Source organism: Anabaena sp. CS-542/02 (assembly GCF_028331085.1).
GTDB classification, from domain to species: domain Bacteria; phylum Cyanobacteriota; class Cyanobacteriia; order Cyanobacteriales; family Nostocaceae; genus Anabaenopsis; species Anabaenopsis arnoldii.
Genome location: NZ_JAQMTM010000030.1, coordinates 1 through 24,958 on the forward strand (window position 1 = coordinate 1; position 24,958 = coordinate 24,958).

The following is a 24,958-nucleotide window of genomic DNA, read 5'->3' on the forward strand; positions in this document are numbered from 1 at the left end:
AACCCCATTGGCGATCGCACTCCTCAAAGCTGCTCCTGTGGTGTTTGTGGCTCCCACGGTTTCAGTACTAAAGAGATTAAAAGAACTTTGCAGAATCGCATCGACGTTAGGATTATTCCGTAACAGCAGATATTGGTCAATGAACAATAAATCAGCACCAGTCACCCTACCGTTACCATCAATATCCGCAGCAAGTCCACTGACTGTTACAGAAGGTACTCCCAATACATCTATATTTGGGTTACCGCTGTTGGCGGCAAAGTTAACTTTAGTTTCTCCATCAAACTCCCCTGTGGGGGTGAAGGGAATGTTAAGAAATAGGTTATCACTCCCGGTGGTTTGAATGCGGTTGATAATAAACGTCAATTCCTTATCGGTTTTAGGATCATTATCAGCATCTCCCGTGTCATCAATGATAATTTTATCACCGACTATATCCCCCACAGAACTGGAAACATTAATATCTGTTGTATTAATATTCAGTTCTGAACTGTCAAAGTAAATTGACAATCCTACAGAGGATAGTTCACGATCTTGAAAGTTATCAAGGCGATAGTTTAACTTAATTTCTCCCTTTCCTGGTGTAACATTGCTACTTTGAGGGGCGATCACCAGTTGACCAGGATTTGTTAACAAGTCATCACTAAGAATTGTCCCAGTAGCAGTGGCGGTGGTAATGGAGGCGTTACTGGGGTTAGATAGGGTGACCGTAAAGCTCTCGTCGGTTTCTACTACCTTCTCACCTCTGACATTGACTGTAATTACTTGAGATGTTACCCCTGCGGCAAAGTTGACAGTACCCGATGGTAATCTACCTCCAAAGTCAGCCGCGTTAACAGGGTTAGTACCAGAACCTGTCACTGCCCATGTTACAATGCTGGCACCTGTCGTGTCCCCACTGCGGGTAACAGTGAAGGTGAAGGAGGTATTACCGGTGTTGCCTTCTTCCTTGACGGTATCAGTGGCAGCAATAGCCAGGGTGGGAATTGTACTTGCACTGATGTAGAAGTAGTCATGTGTGAGGTCTAAATCTGTGCGATTTTTAATGACGGCAATCAGCTCATCAGGTATTGTACCGGGTTTATCGATGAGAAGGTGAGTATCTGCATAATAAATGCTCAGAAGGTAATTAACACCGCCTTTGAGTTGAATAATATCACCTTCGCTGGGGTTAAAGTCGGCGATTTCGGCATAGTCGTTAGTACCGTTGGTGGTAGCGTTGAGGTCATCATAGCCTATCCAAGTAGAATCACCGAGGATGAATAAGTCGCTTCCACTTCCTCCTACTAAATAGTCTATTTGATTTATACCAGGGTTCTTGTTATTGGGGTTAACTGCGATTAGGGTATCATTTCCATCCCCACCATCAAGGTAATCATTTCCATCCCCACCATCAAGGTAATCATTTCCAAAACCGCCATAGAGTCCTGCCCATCTGACGGAACCGTTATACCAACCGAAATATGTATCGCGGTCATTTCCGGCTCCGCCTTTGAGGTAGTCATCTCCATCGCCACCATAGAGAGCGCTACTAACAGTACCACCCTCTAAAATATCATTAACAGCAGTCCCAAAAACGACCGATTTTTCTATTTCTCTAAATAAGGTTTCCCCTGTAACAATAGTGTTACTGGTGCTGTATTTTAGCAGTAGGGGTGTACTTTCCTGTGAACTATGATCTACGTAGAGAAAGTCATCACCAGCACCACCAATAATCAGGTCGTTACCCAGTCCACTGTCAAAGTAATCATCCCCATCCCCACCATCTAGGATGTCATTACCATTACCGCCATAGAGTCCTGCGTATCTAGGACCGTCATACCAACCCAAATAACCGCTGTCATTCCCAGCACCGCCTTTGATGTAGTCATCTCCATCGCCACCATAGAGACCGCTGCTAACAGTACCACCCTCTAAAATATCATTAACAGCAGTACCAAAAATGACCGATTTTTCTATTCCTCTAAATAAAGTTTCCCCCGCAACAATGGTGTCACTGGTGCTGTGTTTTAGTAATAGGGGTGTACTTTTCTGTGAACTATGATCTAGGTAGAGAAAGTCATCACCAGCACCACCAATAATCAGACCGTTACCCAGTCCACTGTCAAAGTAATCATTTCCATCTCCACCATTTAGGATGTCATTACCATTACCGCCATAGAGTGCATCATTACCAGCACCACCATTTAGGATATTATCCCCATTACCGCCATAGAGTGTATCATTACCATCATCCCCATTTAAGATATCATTCCCTTCCTCACCATAGAGTGTATCGTCACCAGCACCACCATTTAAGCTATCATCCCCATTACCGCCATAGAGTGCATCATTACCAGCATCCCCATTTAAGGTATCATTCCCTTCCTCACCATAGAGTTTATCATCACCAGCACCACCTGAGATGGTGTCATTACCATCCCCACCAAATAAACCTCCATTCCACCAATTATCATTGGCAGCAGTCCCAATAATCACATCATCAAAAGCTGTACCTCTGAAACCACCCTCACCATCAAAGCTTTCAATGGAAATTAACGTATCTACTTCACTGCCAATGGTAATTGTACCATTACCCGTGATGGGGTCATAGGTCATACTTAACCCACTGGTGCGATCGCTATAGTTGTTACCACGATAGTAGTCATACCCTGTACCACCATCAATCCTATCATTGCCACCCTCCGACCAAAAGACATCATCACCAGCACCACCATTTAAGGTATCATCCCCATTACCGCCATAGAGTGTATCATTACCATCATCCCCATTTAAGGTATCATTCCCTTCCTCACCAAAGAGTATATCGTCACCAGTACCACCATTTAAGGTATCATCCCCATTACCGCCATAGAGTGCATCATTACCAGCATCCCCATTTAAGGTATCATTCCCTTCCTCACCATAGAGTATATCGTCACCAGTACCACCTGAGATGATGTCATTACCATTACCGCCATAGAGTGCATCATTACCAGCATCCCCATTTAAGATATCATTCCCTTCCTCACCATAGAGTCTATCATCACCAGCACCACCTGAGATGGTGTCATTACCATCCCCACCATATAAACCACCTAGTGGAGCACCCCACCAATTCCACCAATTATCATTGGCAGCAGTCCCAACAATCACATCATCAAAAGCTGTACCTCTGAAACCACCCTCACCATCAAAGCTTTCAATGGAAATTAACGTATCTACTTCACTGCCAATGGTGATTGTACCATTACCCGTGGCGGGGTCATAGGTCATAGTTAACCCAGTGGTGCGATCGCTATAGTTACCACGATAGTAGTCATACCCTAGACCCCCATCAATGGTATCACTTTCATTAGTGCCATAAAGTACATCATCTCCATCTGTCCCGGTGACAGTTGTCAGTTGACTAATGTCTGTAGTCGTATTTATTAGCATAAATGGGATTAATTGAAATAATTTAAAACTGAGTTTACTGTATCCGAATTATCGTTAATTTTGATCTTCGTGAAAGGAAAATTCATCAAGTAAAATTAGTAAAATATGTTTTTCTTATATGTAAGCCAAAGGCGATTAGTGTTCAAGAGTCTTAGAGGTTGTTTAATAAGTGTTGATATGTAATCTTCATCACTAGCTGGGCAATATCCCCGACTTCCACGAAAATTTATAACTACCCCAGAAGATCATAGTCAGAAGTCGGGGATATGAGTAACTAATAAAGGCGATCGCTTTGGGTACTACGTAGCGATCGCACTAACGTTTTGTCGGTCATATGTATGCGTTATGGGGATGTGGTCTTAGGGATGGAATTAAAGGTATGGAAACAGGGTAAAGCCGACCCCTTACCCCAAGGATTAATACAATTAGATAAGTATTTATCAGGATTAAATCTAGATACAGGATGGTTAGTAATATTTGACCGTCGTCCCGACTTACCCCCCATCAGTGACAGAACCAGCACCGAAATAACCCTAAGTCCCCAAGGGAGAAATATTACAGTAATTCGGGGGTAGGTTTGGATTTGTTGACAGTTGACAGTCAACCGTCAACCGTCAACTTACCTGGGTATGCTTGATTTGAGGAGGCGATGTGATGTTTGAGTATGATTATTTTCTTTGAGATTGGCTACAATTTCCACCGAGGCTATTTGTTGCTGTAACCAATTGCTAAAAAACTCTCCCATAATTTGAAACCGCAAGTTATCATCTAACTCTGGTTTGATTATTTCTTCAACTAAGATTATATGTACTCCTTTGGGTGTAGTGATGGGCTTGAGAATCTGGGGGGGAGTGGCGGCAAAAACTGCGGCTGCAATCTCGGATCTGAAGTCAATACGGCGGCGGATTCCCTGATAACCACCAGTGCGACGGGTTTCGGGATTTTGGATATATTGACGGGCAATTTCTTGGAAACTAATTTCGCCTTCTTTGAGTGCATAAAATAGTTCTAAGGCTAAATCTTCATCATCTAATACCACTTCATAAGTTACTGCGCCAAAATATTTAGATTGATGTGCATAAAAAAATGGTTCTATTTGCTCTGCAAATAAATGATTGGCTAATTTAGAAGATGTGAGGTTGATTTTGGCTATTTCTTCCAAGTCATCTAGAGAAAGATAATGTTTTTTTAACCAAGCCCAAGTGTCTTCTGCTTTCAGTAGTCGGTGAGCTAGGCGAAGATCGTCTGCTGCTGTTTGCAGTTCTTCTATGGAAATTTCAATTCCTGCTTTATCGGCGGCTTCAGCAATGATTTTCTGGGTGGCGATCGCTTCTAAAGTTACGGGGATTTGGCAAGCCATTTTTATATAGTAAATAATTTCTTCAGCGGAAACTTCTAATATATCTGACATAGCTAAATTCCTCCAATTAATAACTAATTTTCCATTAGTTGTTGACTTTTTTAGTCAGTATCTTATTCATTATCTTTGCTTGATATATTGTTTATTGTCTCTATCTGATGGTAGTTTTAATATTTTAATTATTCACCATTGTTTATCATCTTTGTTTAAATTAAAAAATACAGATATACGCCCTATTTTTCTAGGTTTTAAACTAGAGAAATAGGGGTAATATTCCATGGTAAAAATGGTGAATCTAGTCCCCTTCCCTTAATAATGGGAGGGTTATTGTGGGGTAAACCCTTTTGGTTTTCGCCGTACACAGTGGCGGTTAGAATGCACACCTCACAAGAGTTTTAGCACCAATATTTGTACCCCATTTACTTGCAAACTGCTGTAACTAAAGTTCTAGTCCCCCTTGTTGCAATTTTTTAAACGGATCTAAGATGAAATCAATAACTCGACGCTGACGGATAACTACCTCTGCGGTGGCGGTCTGACCAGGGGTTAAATTAACGCGCTGGTTAGCAGCTTGCACATAAAGTTGATCTAGGGTGATATCTAAATCATAAGTGTCTATATTGCCTTGATTGTGAGACTGAACTCTGGAGTTAGGTGCAATCCAACTCACACGCCCTGCCGTCACGCCATAATCTTGGTAGGGATAAGCATCAAACTTGATTTTCACTGGCATTCCCTCCTCTAAGAAACCACTGTGTTGGCTGGGTATCTGGGCTTTGAGAATCAATTTACTATCTTGAGGCGCAATATGGGCAATGATTTGTCCTGGTTCTACCACAGGGCCTGGTTTAGTCACAGGTAACTGAAAAACTATACCATCAATGGGCGATCGCACTACTCGTTGTTGAAGTTGAATCTGTAAGGACTCAATTTGGCTCTTAGTTTGAGCTATTTCTGTTTCCAGGGTACTAATTTGGCCGTCCATATCCTTAAGTTGTTCCTGGCTTCTGAGTAGTGCTAATTTACCGGCTTGAACGACACCTTGATAACTACCTTGCTGTTCTTGTAGGCGTAGTTTTGCTTGCTGAATATCGGCTACAGCTTGATTCATAGTCGCCTGATAGCGACTGGTTTCCTCTTTTAAACGCAGTTGAGCTAAAGTAACATCAGATTGCGCTTGTAAGTGCAAGCGTTGGCTTTCCTCTGCTGTCTTTTGTAGTTGCACAAGTTGGGTTTGGGGAATTGCACCCTGGTCAAACAATTGACGATAGCGTGCAACTTCTGTCAAATCTGTGTCAAAACGATTCTTAACTAACTTTTCAGTTGTTTGGGTAGAATTAATGTTTTGGCGAGCCTGCTCAACTAAAGCCTGTCTTTCTAACTTCTGTAAGTTATACACACTCCGCCTCGCATCCAGATTTTGCTGCGCCTGATGGACTTGAGACATTTTTTCTAATTCTTGAGCTTGATTTTGTTGCTCTTGAATATTAATGGCTAACATCAATTGGTTTTTCAGCAGCTTTAATTGGGCTTGGCGATCGCGCTGTCCTTGTAGCTGTGTCTGTCTTTGCTGCAATTCTGTTTCTAAGACCTCAGAATCCAACTCTAGCAAAACCTCACCAGCTTTGACTATAGCGCCTTCGTGAACATTGACAGCCTTCACGGTTCCCGGAACTGCAATTCCTAACTGATAGGTCGCTCCTTGGGGTTCCAAACGCCCTCTAGCGCTGCCTGTCTCATCAATTTTCGTGAGCATCGACCAAGGTAAAATAATAGTGGTAAATCCCACCAGAAAGTACAGTAGGGAACGTGTCCAGAGTTTTGGCAAAGCATCCAGCAGTTCTTCTGTACCGTAAAACCAATCATTGGCTTGGGTTTCTACCTGTGTCTGATCATCAACAACAGCACTAGAATTTTCAACCTGGTGATTCACCCCACCCAAGCTAGAGCTCAGGGCTGAGTCTTGCTGTGATTTTGCAAGTATAGATGATAAATGTTGAGATGGGTTTGGCATAAGTAATTCAACCGTTTACTGTCCAGGAGAATTTTTCGTGGACAAATTCTCCTGTGAAATTGGCAGTTTCCCAGGTTTTTAAGCTGTTGGCGCTGTTGCTCCCAGTTGTTGCTCGTTGAGATAAAAGTAATGACCTCTTCTAGCAATTAATTCATCGTGAGTCCCGCTTTCCACGAGTAAGCCACGATCTAAAACCAGGATGAGGTCAGCATGACGCACCGTGGACAGGCGATGGGCAATAATTAGACTTGTGCGCCCTTTGAGGATGGTTTTCAGGTTATTTTGGATAATTCGCTCAGATTCCGCATCAAGGTGGCTTGTGGCTTCATCTAAGAGTAATAAGCGGGGATTTCCCAGTAAAGCGCGGGCGATCGCTAGGCGTTGGCGTTGTCCACCAGATAACATCCCCCCACCTTCACCAATTTGAGTTTCGTAACCGGTGGGTAGCAGCTTGATAAATTCATCCGCTCCGGCTAAACTTGCGGCTGTAATAATTTCCTCTAGGGTGGCTTCTGGGTGAGCAATACTGATGTTTTCCCGGATTGTACCGCCAAATAAGAAGGTATCTTGATCAACAACACCAATTTGCGATCGCAGCGATCGTAAAGAAATACTAGTCACATCTTGGGCATCAATTAATACTTTGCCATCTGTCGGCAGGTATAGCCCTAATATCATCTTCGTGAGGGTTGTTTTTCCTGAACCACTACGCCCAACTACCGCTACAGTTTGCTCAGGTAAGATTTCAAAGCTGAGATTTTCCAGGACATTAATATCACTTTCTGGGTGATAACGGAAAGTGACATTTTCAAACTTAATATGACCTTGTAACCTCGGTAAAAATTGGCGGGGTTGATGCTGTAAATCCTCTTCCGGTTCAGCCTCCAAAACATCATTAATGCGTTCGCTAGAAATAACAACTTCCTGGAACTGATTCCACAAAACAACTAACCTTTGAAATGGGCGAATGATGTTACCCAATAACATATTAAAAGCCACTAACTGCCCAATTGTCAGGTCATTTTGAATAACTAACCATGCCCCAAACCACAGCAAACCAGTAGTTACTAGAGTTTCAATCCCGGAGCTAAAAAGCTGCATTTTGTTGCTAATTATCTGCCCTGCAAAGGTCTTTTTAATCACATTGTTTAATAGCTCTTCCCAATGCCAGCGTACTGTTTGTTCAATAGCCATTGAGCGAATGGAGCTAATACCAGTAAGGGATTGAATCAGATAACTATTTTCGTTGGCTGTAGCATTAAAAGCCTCCCGATTAATGCGCCGAAAGAAAGGTGTAGCCACCAGTGCCAAAATAAAGAATGGTGGGATAATGGTTAAACTCAATAATGCCATGGGTGCACTATACCAAAACATCAACCCCACGTAGATAAACACTGTCAGCAAATCCAAGGTAATAGACAGAGCCTCTCCGGTGAGGAAGCGCTGAATTTTATAGTTTTCTTGAACCCGGGAAATAATATCACCAACGTAGCGGGATTCAAAAAAGGCTAAAGGTAAGCGGAAGGTGTGTTTAATAAAACCCACCAGTAAAGCCACGCTGATGCGGTTGGCTGTGTGATCTAGGAGATATTGCCGCAGTCCATTGATCATCACACTGAATAAGCCAAAAATCAGCAACCCGAACCCCACTGCGTTTAATGTCAGAGTGCTACGCTGCACCAGTACTCGGTCTAATAACAACTGAGTTAATAACGGTGTCACCAGTCCAAATACCTGAATGAATACCGAAGCTACAAAGACTTCTAGCAGCACTTTAGAATGGGGTTTGACTAATTCAAACAACTGCCAGAATTGTGTACTGTCTTCCTCAGTTTCTTTCAGCTGCGCTGTAGGTTGTAATAACAATGCGTAACCAGTCCAACCAGCCTTAAATTCGTCATGGGTGAGGGTGCGTTGGCTAAAGGCGGGGTCACCGACAATCACGTGCTTTTTGCTGATTTCATAGACAACAATATAGTGTTTGCCTTCCCAATGGGCGATGGCGGGTAAGGTTTGTTGTGCTAATTTATCCAAGCTGGCTTTGACGGGACGGGTAGTAAAACCTATACTTTCCGCCGCAGTTGTTAAACCCCGAAGTGTAGCACCGGTACGATTGATGTTAGCTAAATCCCGCAGTCGATTCACACTCAAGCGCTTACCCCAATAGCGGCTAATCATCACTAAGCAAGCAGCCCCACAGTCAGCAGCGCTTTGTTGTTCGAAGAATGGATACCGCTTACTTAAACGTCCCCACCAATGGCCAACTTGAACCCTGGGACTGGGAAAATAAGCTCGTTTTTGCTTTTTTTTCGGTGTGGGATCTGGTGGTGGTAATTGTGGGGTTCTCTTGGGGGTAGTTGCTTCTAGAAGAACCTCTTGGCGCTGTTGCGATAACTCAGCCAATTGCGGCCAAAATTCTAATGCTAGTTGCCAATTCGCATTTTTTAGGGTGTAAATTGTGATGGGTGGAGTCCCGCGCCAATTTTCCTGCTGGGGATGTATATAGATATTTCCCGGTGTTAATCTGCGTCCATCACTGTGCTGTAGTTCTCCGTGATGTAATAGCCAAAGTTTGGTATCTTGGAAGAGTTTAACAGGGAGTGAGTCCCCTTCTACAGTGTGAGGCTTAAATAAAGCTAGAGCTTTGAGTATATCTTCTACAGATCCGTTGTGAGGAACTAGGGCGCTTTGGCAACATAACAACAGCAAATCCCACAGTTGGGCACGTTGTCTGAGGCGATCGCCAATGCTCGGATGTTTGCGAATCGCCTCTTGTAATGAGGCTTGGGGAAAATAAGCCAGTTTTAAATTCACAGAAGCTCTAGCCACATAAGGACTAAATTCTTCTTCTGTAAATAAGGTCAGTTCGCCAAATGATGCTCCAGTTGTCAGGGTAGTAATTAAGTTATTCGAGGTATCTAAAAGTCTGACCTTACCCCCAAGGACGATATATATGCCATTCGGCGCGGTTGTTGATTGCCAAAATTGCTTGGCTACTGCTGGTTGGACAATTTCCACGCCAATTAAGCATCTTTCAATTTCTGTTTCTGACAGCGACTCACCTAAGCTTTGGATAAGTTGTTGCGCTAAGTATTCTGGGGAAAACGCTGATGTCATTTCCTGACCTCCAAGACAGAATTATTGATTGGTCTGAATCAGATTTAATGACCAATGGAAATTAGTTTCACCAGTGACATTGCAAGTCGCATATCTTAATCCCAGGATCCTTGGGTTGCTCAGTTTCCAGTGGGTGGGAAGTTTTACGTTTGGTTGATAGTCCCATTTGTTTGAGCAAGCGATTAATGTGGCGATCGCTAATTTGAATGTTAAATTCGTTAGCTAAATGTTTGCTTAACCATTGGGCTGTCCAATAGGTAAATGCATAGCCATAATCACGAGGGCTATGGGTGACCAATTCTTTCAAGCGATCCAAATACTGAGCACTGACAATTTTAGGTCTACCGATGGGTCGCTCATTCCATTTGTGTCCTAAACCTGCTTCTGCTAAACCAATCCAGTAGCGTGCCATTTCCTGAGAACAGCCTATTATTTCACAGATTTGGCTTTGAGATTTACCAACATCTGCTAACAACATAATTTCAATGCGCCGCCGATATTCTGGCTGTAAATCACTTTGTAAGCTTTTGAGCAAAGCCTTTCTTTGAAAATGAGTTAAAAATTTACCTTCTTGGATATTTTGCAGGTTATAGTTTTCCCAAGTTTCGCTTTGACTAAGAGAGTGTGACATATCTATTACCAGTTATCATTTATTGAAAGGTTGGGCATTTTAATCACTTGCAGCTATAGTCAAACCTCTATAAGTCAGGCTTGATAACTGCAATATTAATTAGCAATTACCAGCTAATTAACTATTTAATTGATGTACAATACTTGGTATTTTTACTATGCTATGGTCACTAATTTGTGGGTTCTAAAAATAGTTAAAACCCACAATTTTTGACTATGTTCATCGGCTCCCCATCAGAGTAGTAATCAAAAATATACCGATAAATCACGGAATTTTTCTATTTTTCCCAGTCAACACATTCTTAGTCAAAAACTGCGCTCTTGTGGTGTGAGCCATAGCTTGTGTGGCGTAACCATAGATAGTTAGTAAGTAGTAGTAAGCAAACCTGACAAAATATGAAGCAAGCATAGCTGTTGTCTCATGTCATAAACAACAATTTCCGGTAAGATAGCTCAAACCAGTAAACTACTCACTGGCTAACCCTGATAACTTGGTGTGATATTGGTAGTGACTTCAACCAGTTATCTTGGTTGATGCTCGTCGGTAAGTAATTTCGAGTCTTTCTATAACTCCTATTTTGAGGATGTTACTGTTAGCTTTTATGCTAGCCATACAGGTTGATATATCAACCTCAAGACATTTCAACTGGTTTTTTTTCCATTACCAAAAATGTGGTGTAAACTTGTCCCATAAAAAAATGGAACCTAGAAGCAGCTAAGGTCAGGTTGTGAATACAAATCTACTTCCTAGACTAGCCTAATATTAGCTAATATCTCATCAGCAGATTTCGATTAATCTGAAAAATAAGTCCAATGAAAAAAAGTGACGGTTATTCAATCTCTTGTCTTAACCTACTGTTATCCTTTTAGAAATTTTCCTAAATACAGTCAAGGGTTTTGAGAAAAAAAGTTAAATCTTTACTCAAGATCGATTATATCTTTAAGTGAAATTAATAATTAATTTTGTCTGTAATAAATTTACAGATTTATTCAATTCCGGACATAAAATACGACTTCTCAATCTATAGTGTATACTTCTAGATTAAAATATTTGTCAAGTAAATTTGACTCAAGAACGGATTATAAAAATTAAATTATATCTGTGCATCTATCTTCGGCAATATAAAGATATATTTATCAGGATCTATTTTTTCTATTTCAAGTATCCATCCCTAGGATGAAACTTGTAGTGGTGAGTATTTACCCAAACCACTACCATGAATTTCGCTTGTTTGCTTTTGCAGCACCTCAAGTTAAGCAATGTCTTTCATTTTGCTTAAACATCTAGATGAAGGATTAATATCGGAACTTTCATTTTTTATATTTTGACTACGGGTATTTTCCTTGAGTAATCGATTGTAGGTTCGATAGGGAATGTAATGTAAAGGATTGTAACCAACTATACGTAGCATTAAAACACAAGCCCAGGAATACTTACCAGCAAGAATCGCTTCTACTATTTGATCGAATTGTTGAGGATTCATTGGTTTACTGAAGTTGCTACTAATTCCAGAAATATCTTGATTCATGCTTTTACTCCTCTCTCATGAAACTAGTCTAAATTAATTGCTTTTTTTTTGATTTCAAATTTTAATTGAATTTACTTCAGGGAAGAGAGTTATGTTAACAGGTAACTGTAATCCAATTGATAATAGTTTTAGTTTTTACATTTCCAGTGAACATAAACAAGATAAAAAGTTGCTGCAAGCAGTATACAAAAATGGTTATATCTGGTAAATTACTTATTCTAGAAGTTGACATTTTATAAAAAGCTAAATAGTAGTTTAAAAAAACATCTACCGGTTCCATCTGTAAACTTCTTCCTTAACTTGAGATTTCCACTACATTTGACATGATGTTGCTTTTGATAAACTGACATTAAGCTAAAAGTCTGTTCATCGCTGAATACGGATATTGGTAGATACAGTTTTCCAGCCTTTTGTATCTTATAACTGTTAATTTAAATAGCTTTCTCTGGTCAGTTAATTATGTATCTTTTAGCTCTAGCTTTCAGAGCATTGTCGTTAGGTAAATTTGATTTCCTGGTATTTTTTTGACATGGGTATTTGATAAACAGATATGATATGATTCAGCACTAAGATCAAGATCGAAGATAAACAGTTGGTCATAGGGAATTTATTCCCATGTGTCGAATGGTTGAATTAAAAATTGATTAATTCTTTATATTTTGGTAGATAACAGTTGCTATCCCTAAGTATGGGAAATCTTTTTTAACCCTAGTTATATGTTCTTTTAGTTCATGGAATACCCGGAAAATAAAACCAAAAATTCCAGATACTGAGTTGTTAAGGTGGAGACCGAATGGCATCAAACCCATTATACTAAAACATCTGTATTTTTTTTTATGTATTTTTCGTTACCGATTAAGTAAAGCTGGGAAAAGACAACTTGACTCTGTGAGGTGATTCAGACTAATAACAAATCTTTACTCATGGGAGTAAAATTGTTGGGCTGATATGATATACTATTAAGTTCAGTATATTAGTATTAATTGATATCTGTTATAAATAAGTATTATTTATAATTGTGTTCTTTGGCGGTAATAACTAGGTAAATTGCCCAAATAGCCATAGCCCGCAGATAAGTACTAGCCCGGAAGGTACCAGATGCGGTGATAGCTTCAGGGGTGCGGAACTGTAAGCCATTATGGTAAATTTGCCTTACCACAGAACCTGTTAACTTCAAAGCTTCATCCTGCATCCCCATTTGGACGAGAAAAGCCGCCAGACCAAAGTTAATTCCTGTCCAAACTTCCAGGGGATGGGTAGCATTGGGGTTTTCTGGTGAACCGTCAGGAAGAACACCATTAGCAGCACCAAATTCACCATGACCGAATTTGAGAAAGCAAGCCTCATAAACAGTTTGTAAGGCAGATAAAGCGCGATCGCATGGTACAATGTCTGGCAATCCCAATAAACGTGCATAAAACTGTCCACACAACTGGTCAGCCATCACCACATCCGAACCGCTCTGACTATCTAACCGAAAATACTTACCATTCCAAAGTTTTTCTTGATACACAGGCATAGACTGGGTTAACCAAAGCTGATACCTAGCTTTTAACTCCTCTGTTTTCTCTGTACCTCTGTGGTTGTTTAACAAAATATCACAAATAGCGATCGCCGCCTCCAAAGCCGCCAACCACAGACCCCCACAATAAGCACTCACACCTTGCAACCGCCAATCATCAAAAGTTTGGTCAGGTGCGCCAGAATTTTCAGGAATCCCATCACCATCCAAATCAAAAGCCTTGAGATAGTCGAGGGTCTGCACAATTCCCTCCCAACAATCTGCTAAAAACTGCACATCCTCAGCACCTGTGAGCAAAAAATCCCGGTATACTTGTAAGACAAAATCACTTCCCAAATCCTTCCACAAATTACAGTCTTGATAGCAGGTATAATTAGTTTTTTCCCAAACGTGCTCATTAGGTGCGCCCAAATCATGGGGTGTTGCCCCTGCCACTTTGCGAGATGCGGTTGTTTGCTCGGATCCAATGGTATAATAATAGCCGATCACCCGCTGATGAGTATCACTATGGGGAATTGCTCTAGCAAATGCTCGCAGCACTGATTTTTCTAGTTCAGGAAACAGGAGTAATAGCCCAAAGGAACCATACAAGCGCACATCTAGACTTTCATACCAGCGATAGTCTAAGCACTCCAGCACCGCAAACTGACCCATGGGGTCAAGTTCTGAGGCTGCACTCCACAGAGTTCCGCCGCTCGTTAGGTCATATAGCTCATTAAATAGAGCCATTTTCAACCAGTCTGGTAGGTCTTGGCGGTCAATAATTGGCTGTTGCCAGGCTTGAATTTTTTTATACCAGGTTTGATATTCTGTTAGGGCTGTAGAGGCGATCGCCCCAGCATGATTACCACTCCGACCAAAAAAATCTGTATATCTGCGGTAATAATTAATCCCAGATGCAAATTCTGTTACCGGAAAGTCCCAAGACACAACAAAGGGAATTGCTAAACTTTCTCCTGGTTGCAGAGTAAACCGGACTGCGATCGCTACCCCTATTTGTGTATTTTCTAATGCAGGAGTTGTATCTTGATAATTAGGCAAAGAACCATCTACAGTAAAGCTTTGCCATACATCTTCCCCCGCCCCCGCCGGATCCCAGCGAGTATGGTAGAATACTTCTACCATGGGATGTTTAATAGTCGCAATACACCAACTCCCATCACCTTCTGCTACTGGATTATCACCACTTACTTGGCTACAAATACAACTGAAATATTCTGCGTTTTCAGCTATAAAATTGTAATTACCTTGACTCTTACCTAAAAGTGGCTGATATGCATAAACCGGACTACCATCATCGCGTATTCTCACTTCTGGGGACTTCAGCGCATTAGTAAACCAGCCCACCATATTTTCCCAAGTGAGCATAATACTTAAAGTTATAGGTGCATTTGTGGGATTATGAGCATTCCAATGAAAAATTGCTACAGGGTAGCTAGTTTCTTGATAATTCTCTGCCCAAATTGGGGAAAACTGCTCACAGGTTAACCCTGCTTGAAATACATTTTCGTAGACAAACCAACTCCGGGGATATAGGGCGTGATAAGTTCCTGTTTCCTGTGTCTGTGTCGATGCTGGATACCATTTCCACTCCTGGAGACTAGAATTTTCCGGCGCTTCTGTAGCCAAAGCATAAGCTTGAGAAAATTTATCATCGGACTCAAACACACTAAATTGACAACCGGGGATATTTTGAAACGTATGTTCACCGCCGTCAATATGCCACAGATTAAAGTCTCCTCGTGAAGATCGTCCGATACAACCTGCACCAAAGCCACCCAAAGGCATACCGTGCCAGGGTCCATCATCAATATTACTAGCATAACGGACGGTATAGGGCTTGTCCCAACCCAAACCGATGGGACGACTCCAGGTGCAAGGAGGAATTACGGAGGATATCAGTTTTGTCATCATCTGATTTTACCAGGTTGCCTTATGCTCAGGAAGCGTAAGTAAATGTGTAATTTATATTAAGTAAGTAACCCGGAGGACATGGGGAAGGGGTAATTATCTCCCCGACTCCCCACATTAGCCTTAAAGTTGTCGTACTAAAGGCTGACCGTCTTTAACTTCGCCCACTAACACTACATCTGCACAGTTGACAAAGATACCATTTTCCAAGACACCAGGAATATTATTCAGTGTTTTTTCTAAGGAAACAGGGTCATCAATAGAATCAAACCTGACATCTAATACCATATTACCTTGGTCTGTAATGACTGGTCCTGCCTTTTTTACACCCATGCGGAGTTCAGGTTTACCACCGAGTTTTTTAATGGCGTTGGTAACAGGGGTAATAGCCATCGGTATAACTTCTACCGGTACGGCGAAAGAAGAACCCAAGCGGGTTACTAATTTACCAGCATCTACTACAACGATAAATTGATTTGCCAGGTAGTCTACTACCTTCTCGCGGGTATGGGCTGCACCACCGCCTTTAATTAAATTTTTGTTGGGGTCTACTTCATCAGCCCCATCAATGGCAATATCAATATGGTCAACAGCATCTAAGGTGGTCAGAGGTACGCCGTATTCTTTGGCTAGGACTTCTGATTGAAAAGAGGTAGGAATACCCACAATATCTTTAAGTTCACCAGATTTGAGGCGATCGCCTAAAAACTGAATTGTATAAGCTGTGGTTGACCCTGTACCCAAACCGACAATTGAGCCTGATTTTACCAGGGCGGCAGCCGCTTTGCCAACTTCTTGCTTCATCAACTTCACGGGGTCTGCTGTTGCACTCATCCCAAAACTCCTGAAATATTGACTAAATGGTCTATCACGGCCGACTATACTACATCCTAGTCAATTCCCAATTCACTCAGGCAAAATTCCCCATCATTTCCGCAAGCCACATGATTTATAGACTACAGGTTATAATATTTATTTGGTTTGGGTCTCACAGTTAATCCACCGTACAATTACTTTTGTATTTGTTGCAATGGTTACTTACTTATGATTTCGGCTATTCAGGGTTAAATTTTCAGTAGCCACTGCTGGGGTATGCACCCTCAAGCAGTAATGACTAGTGACTAAATTAATCAAAACCAGATCAAGTTTGATGAAATTATAATTAGAAAAATTGTACATATACCTTAGTACAAAATGATTGATTGACTAAAACCACCCGACTAGTTATTGACTGAAAATCATGGCAACTTAATCAATTGAAAATGCGTCAACCAACCGAAGTTAAGATTTTGAGACTCACCCAACCAGGTGATGCTCTCAGCTATTTATAGATGCAGAATAGCCCAATTAACATCATGAGAAATCAGCGAAACTTGCTAGCTACTCTTTCCTTAGTATTACTACTACACAACTTAACATTAAGTGTAGCTAGAGCGGTAGAACCTAGTGATAACTTGCCATCCCCAGCAATTCAACAAGTGATTGCAGCTAAGTTAATGGCCAATTCACCAGATGGCAAATTTTATCCAGAAAGGATGATAAGTCGGGCGGAATTGGCGGCAATTTTAGTCAAAGTATTCAACCTAGATCAAAGGGAAACAGTTAAAGGACGAGAGGTTAAAAATATCCCAGATGTTCCTCCCTCCCATTGGGCGTTTAAGGACATTCAGACAGTGCTTAAAACCGATATTATGAAAGGATATCGGGGTAATTTATTTTTCCCTAATCAAAGGGTGACCAGGGCAGAGGCGTTAGCGATTTTTGCCCAAGCTTATGGTGTATTTCAGTTTGGTGACGACATCGTAAATGAAATACTTGATCAGCATCCAGATGCAGAATCAATTCCAGTATGGGCTAGGAAGGCGATCGCCACAGTAGTGGCCGAAGGATTGATCAATACAGACGACCAAAATAACATCTTACCATTACGGCCTATGACCCGTGGAGATATGGCCTATGTATTGAGTCAATATTTACAAAGACAGCAACCACAACTAGAAATGTCACTCACACCCGATGTGATCCCACCTGCAGAAAAATGACGAGGGAGAATAATTGTGACTAAATCATTCCAGAGACATCCCCACCGTGGGAAAATTAAAAAATGATAGAAGTAGAGTTTAGAGAGGAACACCCTATAATATGCATCTGAGTGAAATCACCCATCCTAACCAGTTGCATGGTTTGTCAATCCGGCAATTGCAACAAATCGCCCGCCAGATCCGAGACAAGCACCTACAAACCGTAGCAACAAGTGGGGGACATCTAGGGCCTGGTTTAGGAGTTGTAGAGTTAACACTAGGACTTTACCAGACACTGGACTTGGATCGGGATAAAGTCATTTGGGATGTAGGACATCAAGCTTATCCCCATAAACTAATTACCGGAAGATACAACAACTTTCATACCCTCAGACAGAAAGATGGCATTGCAGGTTATCTCAAGCGGTGTGAGAGCAAATTTGATCACTTTGGTGCTGGACACGCTTCTACCAGTATTTCCGCTGCTCTGGGTATGGCATTAGCGGGAGAATTGAAAGGAGAAAAATTTAAATCAGTAGCCGTAATTGGTGATGGTGCTTTAACTGGAGGAATGGCTTTAGAAGCCATCAACCATGCAGGACACTTACCTAAAACTAAACTGCTAGTTGTTCTCAACGACAATGAGATGTCCATCTCTCCCAACGTCGGAGCAATTCCCCGTTACCTGAATAAAATGCGCCTCAGTCCACCAGTGCAGTTTATTACAGATAATTTTCAGGAACAGTTTAAACAGATTCCCTTTGTTGGTGAATCTTTATCTCCCGAACTCGAACGCATCAAAGAAGGAATGAAGCGTTTAGCAGTTCCCAAGGTAGGCGCAGTCTTTGAAGAACTAGGTTTTACTTATATTGGCCCCGTAGATGGTCATAATCTAGAGGAATTAATTGCGACCTTCCACCAAGCCCATGAGATGACAGGGCCTGTTTTAGTGCATGTGATTACCGTTAAAGGCAAAGGCTATGAAATCGCCGAAAAAGACCAAGTAGGCTACCATGCCCAAAGTCCATTTAACCTGACCACAGGGAAAGCTATTCCCTCTACCAAGCCCAAACCTCCCTCCTATGCCAAAGTCTTTTCCCACACATTAGTTAAACTCGCGGAACAAAACCCCAAAGTTATTGGGGTTACAGCTGCAATGGCTACGGGAACGGGTTTAGATAAACTCCAGGCTAAACTACCCAATCAATATATCGATGTGGGTATCGCTGAACAACACGCCGTTACCCTATGTGCGGGTTTAGCCAGTGAAGGAATGCGCCCTGTGGCGGCGATTTACTCAACTTTCCTCCAGCGGGCTTACGACCAGATCATTCATGATGTTTGTATTCAAAACTTGCCTGTGTTCTTCTGTTTAGACAGGGCGGGAATTGTCGGTGCCGATGGACCTACCCACCAAGGTATGTATGATATTGCCTATCTGCGCTGTATTCCTAATATGGTCATGATGGCACCTAAGGACGAAGCGGAACTACAACGCATGATGGTAACTGGTATTAACTACACCAGTGGACCAATTGCCATGCGCTATCCCCGTGGTAACGGCTACGGTGTTCCGCTCATGGAAGAAGGCTGGGAACCTTTAGATATCGGTAAGGGGGAAATCCTTCGTAACGGCGATGATGTTTTAATTATCGGCTACGGCACCATGGTACATCCTAGTATGCAAGTAGCCCAAATGCTCAGTGAACATGGCATCGAGGCAACTGTGATCAATGCGCGTTTTGTCAAGCCCTTGGATACGGAATTAATTGTACCCCTGGCCAAGCAAATCGGCCGCGTTGTCACGTTGGAGGAAGGCTGTGTTATGGGTGGTTTTGGTTCTGCTGTGGCCGAAGCACTACTAGATTCTGATGTTGTGGTTCCTGTCAAGCGTATTGGTGTACCCGATATTTTAGTAGATCATGCCACACCGGAAGAATCTAAGGCCGAATTAGGTTTAACTAGTCGTCAAATAGCTGAAAGAGTTATGGCTGCTTTCTTTCAAAAGCAAGCATCTAATGTTATCTAGGGCGATAGGGACTGATATCATCTCCGGTTAATCAAGATGACATGATGCAAACTAACTGCATTGATTAATTAATAAGGTGAGGATAACTCACCTTTTTTTCGCATCTTGATTCTGTATTGGGACTGACTTGATACTCCCCACGGCTAAAAGCCGGGGGATTCTTGAATAGTCCACAAACGAACTTTCAATGGTGCTATCAAAGACACCCTACTGATTCCACTTAGGTTTAAACCTAGCTTTATCGCTACTTTAACTAAAATATTAGCAGCCCCATTGGCATCAGCATTTAATAAAATATTTTTAGCTGTTCTAAACAATCCACGATTAAGACGTTTTCCTGATGATTGCCACCCTTCCGGTTTTGCACGAAATGTAGGTAGCATATCACTATCCAAAAATGATGCCTTTGAGGTATATGATTCTTCTGTTTCTACAAACTGAATTTTGTATTGATTACACAATTGTTCAATGCGGTTCTTTAATTTAGCCGATGGGATTTGAACGAATTTTTGGTTATTGATTCTCCCCATATCAGCATTATCTTTTTGTTTTTTATTCCATCCAAATACAATTGTGCCAATATTGTTGTTCAGGCAATGATTAATTACTAATCTTGCAGCTTTATTGATAGCATCCCTAGCTTGACGATTGCGTTTTTCAGTTATATGTGCTAGTTTATCATTCCAAAATCCTTGGGTTTTATTCTCTTTGATAGTAGCAATTTGCTTGTTGTACCATTGATTCATTGACTTAAGGTGTTTTCCATCGATAATAAGACTTGTCCCAACATTAGATACACAAGTTAACCAATTGTTTATACCATGATCTATTCCTAAAGCTCTAGACTTATCTAATTCAACGCTCATATCAGGTTGTTTATAAATATATTCGATGTAAAAGCATTTGTTTCTTGGTAAAATTCTCAACTCTTTAATGCTTTTAAACTCAAGATTTGACGGCATTGGCAAGTAAAACGCATCTAATCCAAACCAGGTTTTTACTTTAGTGCCAAGGGGAAACCTTAAAAGTCCGTCTTTAAGTTTGACATCTGCTTTTGGATAAGTGACAAGAGCTAGTCCACCTTTCCGGTATCCAGGAAGTCTAGGGCATTGTTCAACTGTTCCTTCTTTAATTCCTTTCAGTAATCCAATGAATGATTTAAAAGATTCTGCGACTGTAGTTAAGCATTGTTGAGCAACGTGTGAGTACATTGCCTGAAAATGTACGTTGCTTTTCAATAATTTATGTAAGTCGTATTTTCCAGGTATCTTACCAGCTTTAAAATACAATTGTCTTGCATAATAAGTCCCACAATTAGAAAGTTTAGCTGATTCACCGCACAAAAATTCTAGAACAGCAGATAAATCCTTATTAGGATTAATTAAATGTTGTTGGCATCCGTAATTAGACATTTTTTTGATTTTCGATATATTCTTTAATTACTGACAACGGTGCGCCACCCACAGTAGACACAAAATAGCTATTTGTCCAAAGCGTTGGCAACCTAGACTTTAGCCAAGGAAATTCTTGTCTAAGAAACCTTGATGAGCGTCCTTTCATATAACGAACGACTTTTGCAATACCAAACTGTGGATCTGCTTCAATTAGCAGATGTACATGATCTGGCATGACTTCCATTTCGATCACCTCACTGTTAAACTCATTAGCGACTTCTAATATGATTTCCTTAAGACGGACATCAACACCATGGATCAAAACCTTTCTACGATACTTTGGACACCAAACCACATGATACTTACAAGAGTAGGTAATATTTTTGTTTGATTTATATTCTTGACTCATGTCTTTATTATACAGCATCGTCCTGTATAATAGTATGAAGTTTCAATAAAGATTGCATAAATTACTTCATGCAATCTTGAATGTGGCTAAAGCCAATCAATCGTTCTAATGCGACTAAAGTCGCTACCGACTTATCCCCATGTCTAAAAGCCATTGGCTCAGGTCTCGCTTACTGGTCAATAAGATAGTAGCTACTGACCTTCTAAAATAGAACTTACGCAAAACTCACCGAAGAATAAACCACCACAGGCACAGAAGAAACGGAGAAATTAGAGTTTGACGGGTATTTTGCGTAAGTGATGTAAAATCCAGATGCGATCTGCTTGTAGCAGCGATCGCGCTATCGCAACCCTAGGGCAGGATATGAATAATTTATTAATGACTACCCTGATATCAACACCCATCAAAGACCCAGTACCGGTATTTCTGATGATTTTGGGGATTATGCTCATCGCTCCCCTGTTATTTGAGAAAATTCGACTACCTGGGATTGTGGGGTTAATTTTGGCTGGGGTTGTAGTCGGTCCCAATGGCCTGGGATTGTTGGCACGAGATAACACCATTATACTACTGGGTACAGTAGGTTTATTATTTCTTATGTTCATGGCAGGTCTGGAAACTAGCCTGGATGACATGAAATACAACGCTGATAAGGCGGTTATCTTTGGATTAGCTACCTTTCTAGTACCTATGATTTTAGGTGCTGCTGCCATGATGTCCATCGGCTACGATTTATTGCCAAGTATTCTTGTGGCATCATGTTTCGCTTCTCATACTCTTTTAGCATTACCTATAGCAAGCAAACTGGGTATTATGCGATCGCAGGTAATGACTACCACTCTGGGGGGGACTTTAATCACCAATATTCTGGCACTTTTAGTATTGGCGGTGGTGGTGAGGGCACATGAAGGTAATTTAACCCTGGGGTTCTGGCTGTTCCTCATTCCCTCGCTGATTACCTACACTTTTCTCACACTTTGGGGTCTTCCCCGTGTGGGACGCTGGTTTTTTCAGCGCTTTGGACACGACGAAGGGGCAGAGTTTACTTTTGTTTTAGCTACTTTGTTTGTGGTTTCCTACGGAGCACAATTAGTCCAAATTGAGCCAATTATTGGAGCTTTTTTAGCAGGGGTTGCTATTACTCAACTAATACCTCACCTCAGCCCCCTGATGAATCGGATTCAATTTATCGGTAATACCCTGTTTGTGCCATTTTTCCTGATTTCTGTGGGGATGTTGGTAAATCCCCGGATTCTGATTCAAGAGCCGCGATCGCTGCTAGTATCGGGTGTCATGGTGACTGTTGCCATTATTGTCAAGTTCATTCCGGCTTGGGGTGCTGGTAAGTTATTTGGACTGAATTTTGACAATATTATGGTAATGTTTGGGCTGTCTGTGGCTCAAGCTGCTTCCACTCTCGCGGCTATTACCGTTGCTTATAAAATCGATTTGGTTGACCAGTTAACTGTGAATGGCACCATCGCCATGATTTTAGTTACCTGTGTTGCTTCTCCTTGGATTACAGCACAGTGGGGACAAAAACTTAACCAGGGAGAACTCACTAGTCAAAAAGCCAACAACCTCAACATAGGCGATCGCGTTTTAGTCCCAGTTGCTAACCCCAGCACTGAGGATAATTTGCTCCAGTTGGCAATTATTCTCGCAAAATCTGCAAAAGGGACTTTGTTACCCCTACATATTTTACTAGAGAAAAATTCCATCATTTCCCCAGAGGATAAGACTAGACAAAATCAATTATTATCCACTGCCGAAATGATTGCTCATGCTGCTGTTACCAAGGTTACCACCATTGGTCGCATTGATGAATCAATTGATAAAGGTATTGCTCGTGTCGCAGAAGAACAACAAGCTAGTGTGATTATTTGCGGTTGGAAGGGTTACTCAACTTATCAAGAAAATTTATTTGGCGGTGTGATTGACAAGATTGTTAATCGCAGTTCAGTCCCAGTTCTAGTAACTCGGTTTCCATTACCAATTGAGCATACAAGGCGAGTATTTTTAGCGTTCACCACCCAACAAACTTACGCGACTTCTTTTGGGGCAAATATCCAATTAGCCAAAGCCCTAGCCACGGAACTCAAAGCATCGCTACAACTATTACAAGTGGAACCAGTACGAGAAACCACTGTGCAACCTACAGATATTCCAGCACCTCCAGACACACCAATTCAAAAGGTGCGTGGTAATTTTGTGCGTCAAGTCTCTCGATTACTCAAAACTAACGACCTATTGGTGTTAAATGGGACTGTTGAGCAAAAAAGTCAACTATTTTCACTTCTGGGTTATGCACCAGAAGTCATCGCTCGTAATCAACCCCAAGTAGCCATGATTATCGCTTATTTTCCCCAATAGGCACCAGGCTTATACATCCCCACCATCTTCTTAATTTTCTCCCATGCTTTACCCCGTTATTTGGCAGAATAATTCCGTTTCCCTCATTGACCAAACTCGTCTCCCTAATGAGTATACTGTCGTCCAAATTCACCGCAGTGAAGACATGGCGCAGGCGATTAAAACTATGATTGTTCGAGGTGCGCCAGCTATTGGTGTGGCGGCCGCCTATGGGATCTATCTTGGTGCGAGAGAAATTGAGTCCCAAAATCACCACGAGTTTTTAGAACGCTTAGAAAAGGTCGCCGATTTGTTGCGTTCTACACGCCCCACAGCAGTTAATTTATTTTGGGCTATTAGCCGCATGATGAAAACTGCTTATGAAACTCTGGGAACTGTCACAGAAATTACACAAAAGCTCTGGGAAACAGCCCAAGCTATTCATGCTGAAGATTTACAAACCTGTCACGCTATTGGTGACCATGGTTTGGCCGCATTACCCCCAACCCCACAAAAGCTGACAATTCTCACTCACTGTAATGCGGGGGCGTTAGCTACTGCTGGCTATGGTACTGCATTGGGTGTTGTGCGTTCTGCTTGGAAGTCGGGACGATTAGAACGTGTCTTTGCTGACGAAACTCGCCCCCGTTTGCAAGGGGCAAAACTTACGGCTTGGGAATGTGTTCAAGAAGGTATTCCAGTTACTGTAATTACTGATAGTATGGCTGCCCATTGTATGCAACGGGGTTTAATTCATGCTGTGGTGGTGGGTGCTGACCGCATTGCTGCTAATGGTGATACTGCTAATAAAATTGGTACTTATAGTGTGGCGATCGCTGCTCAGGCTCATCATATACCTTTCTTTGTTGCGGCTCCCTTGTCTACTGTGGATTTTAGTTTACCCGATGGTAGTAAAATTCCCATTGAGGAACGTCACCCAGGGGAAATATACCAAGTTGGCGATACTATATTGACACCAGGGGCTGTTGATTTCTACAATCCGGCTTTTGATGTTACCCCAGCTGAATTAATTACAGCCATCATTACTGAAAATGGCGCATTTCCTCCTGATAAATTGGCAAGTTTCAAATATTAATTAGAGGATCTTTGTCAAGTCATGATTAGTGTATCAACTATTGTTTGACCCCACCCCCTTCCTTACAAGGGTAGGTTTTTAATATGATCTGTGAAGGCAAGACCACCGAAGACAAGGAAGGAAAGTGGACAAGGAAGATTTTATACGGACAATGGTC

14 protein-coding genes and 2 pseudogenes are annotated in these 24,958 nt (G+C 41.6%); 5 read left to right on the forward strand and 11 right to left on the reverse strand.

The window, feature by feature from the left end; genetic code table 11:
* Window positions 1-3,417 (reverse strand): Calx-beta domain-containing protein (locus PN447_RS02665; protein ID WP_442867069.1); only part of this gene is annotated, 3,417 nt, incomplete at its 3' end.
* A gap of 323 nt (window positions 3,418-3,740) precedes the next feature.
* Between PN447_RS02665 and PN447_RS02670 the strand changes: the two genes are divergently transcribed.
* Window positions 3,741-3,992, forward strand: coding sequence for a hypothetical protein (locus PN447_RS02670; protein WP_271760624.1), 252 nt, complete (start codon window positions 3,741-3,743; stop codon window positions 3,990-3,992).
* 44 nt (window positions 3,993-4,036) lie between these two features.
* Here PN447_RS02670 and PN447_RS02675 read toward each other — a convergent pair whose 3' ends face one another.
* The 8 genes and pseudogenes from PN447_RS02675 to rpiA all read right to left on the reverse strand — a co-directional run bounded on the left by PN447_RS02675 (window position 4,037) and on the right by rpiA (window position 16,334).
* The gene (locus tag PN447_RS02675; RefSeq protein ID WP_271760625.1) at window positions 4,037-4,828 is read right to left on the reverse strand and encodes a peptidylprolyl isomerase; all 792 of its coding nucleotides are present in this window, start codon (window positions 4,826-4,828) and stop codon (window positions 4,037-4,039) included.
* Between the two features lie 388 nt (window positions 4,829-5,216).
* On the reverse strand, window positions 5,217-6,791 hold the full coding sequence (locus tag PN447_RS02680; protein WP_271760627.1) for an HlyD family efflux transporter periplasmic adaptor subunit: 1,575 nt from the start codon (window positions 6,789-6,791) through the stop codon (window positions 5,217-5,219).
* Between the two features lie 78 nt (window positions 6,792-6,869).
* Window positions 6,870-9,908: a peptidase domain-containing ABC transporter gene (locus tag PN447_RS02685; RefSeq protein WP_271760629.1), complete on the reverse strand. Its 3,039-nt coding sequence runs from the start codon at window positions 9,906-9,908 to the stop codon at window positions 6,870-6,872.
* A gap of 21 nt (window positions 9,909-9,929) precedes the next feature.
* Window positions 9,930-10,539 (reverse strand): annotated as a pseudogene (locus PN447_RS02690) (helix-turn-helix domain-containing protein).
* A 264-nt stretch (window positions 10,540-10,803) separates the two neighbouring features.
* Window positions 10,804-10,947, reverse strand: a complete 144-nt coding sequence (locus tag PN447_RS02695; protein ID WP_271760630.1) for a hypothetical protein — start codon at window positions 10,945-10,947, stop codon at window positions 10,804-10,806.
* Between the two features lie 763 nt (window positions 10,948-11,710).
* A pseudogene (locus PN447_RS02700) lies at window positions 11,711-12,067 on the reverse strand (HetP family heterocyst commitment protein).
* 1,006 nt (window positions 12,068-13,073) lie between these two features.
* Window positions 13,074-15,500, reverse strand: coding sequence for a GH116 family glycosyl hydrolase (locus tag PN447_RS02705; RefSeq protein ID WP_271760643.1), 2,427 nt, complete (start codon window positions 15,498-15,500; stop codon window positions 13,074-13,076).
* 123 nt (window positions 15,501-15,623) lie between these two features.
* Entirely contained in the window at window positions 15,624-16,334 is a 711-nt protein-coding gene (rpiA, locus tag PN447_RS02710; protein ID WP_271760631.1) for a ribose-5-phosphate isomerase RpiA, read from the reverse strand.
* 521 nt (window positions 16,335-16,855) lie between these two features.
* Here rpiA and PN447_RS02715 point away from each other — a divergent pair.
* Both PN447_RS02715 and dxs read left to right on the forward strand, forming a co-directional pair.
* Window positions 16,856-17,542, forward strand: a complete 687-nt coding sequence (locus PN447_RS02715) for an S-layer homology domain-containing protein (RefSeq protein ID WP_271760633.1) — start codon at window positions 16,856-16,858, stop codon at window positions 17,540-17,542.
* Window positions 17,543-17,642: 100 nt separating this feature from the next.
* Window positions 17,643-19,550: a 1-deoxy-D-xylulose-5-phosphate synthase gene (gene dxs / locus PN447_RS02720; RefSeq protein ID WP_271760635.1), complete on the forward strand. Its 1,908-nt coding sequence runs from the start codon at window positions 17,643-17,645 to the stop codon at window positions 19,548-19,550.
* Window positions 19,551-19,693: 143 nt separating this feature from the next.
* On the opposite strand, the gene PN447_RS02725 is transcribed toward dxs, so the two are convergent.
* Both PN447_RS02725 and tnpA read right to left on the reverse strand, forming a co-directional pair.
* Window positions 19,694-20,962: an RNA-guided endonuclease InsQ/TnpB family protein gene (locus tag PN447_RS02725; protein ID WP_271760637.1), complete on the reverse strand. Its 1,269-nt coding sequence runs from the start codon at window positions 20,960-20,962 to the stop codon at window positions 19,694-19,696.
* Window positions 20,955-21,353: an IS200/IS605 family transposase gene (tnpA, locus tag PN447_RS02730; RefSeq protein ID WP_271760639.1), complete on the reverse strand. Its 399-nt coding sequence runs from the start codon at window positions 21,351-21,353 to the stop codon at window positions 20,955-20,957. Before tnpA ends, PN447_RS02725 begins: the two co-directional genes overlap by 8 nt.
* Window positions 21,354-21,716: 363 nt before the next feature.
* On the opposite strand from tnpA, the gene PN447_RS02735 reads away from it, so the two are divergent.
* Together PN447_RS02735 and mtnA are read left to right on the forward strand one after the other, a co-directional pair.
* On the forward strand, window positions 21,717-23,726 hold the full coding sequence (locus PN447_RS02735; RefSeq protein ID WP_271760645.1) for a cation:proton antiporter domain-containing protein: 2,010 nt from the start codon (window positions 21,717-21,719) through the stop codon (window positions 23,724-23,726).
* 43 nt (window positions 23,727-23,769) lie between these two features.
* Window positions 23,770-24,801, forward strand: a complete 1,032-nt coding sequence (gene mtnA / locus PN447_RS02740) for an S-methyl-5-thioribose-1-phosphate isomerase (protein WP_271760641.1) — start codon at window positions 23,770-23,772, stop codon at window positions 24,799-24,801.
* Window positions 24,802-24,958 lie beyond the last annotated feature (157 nt).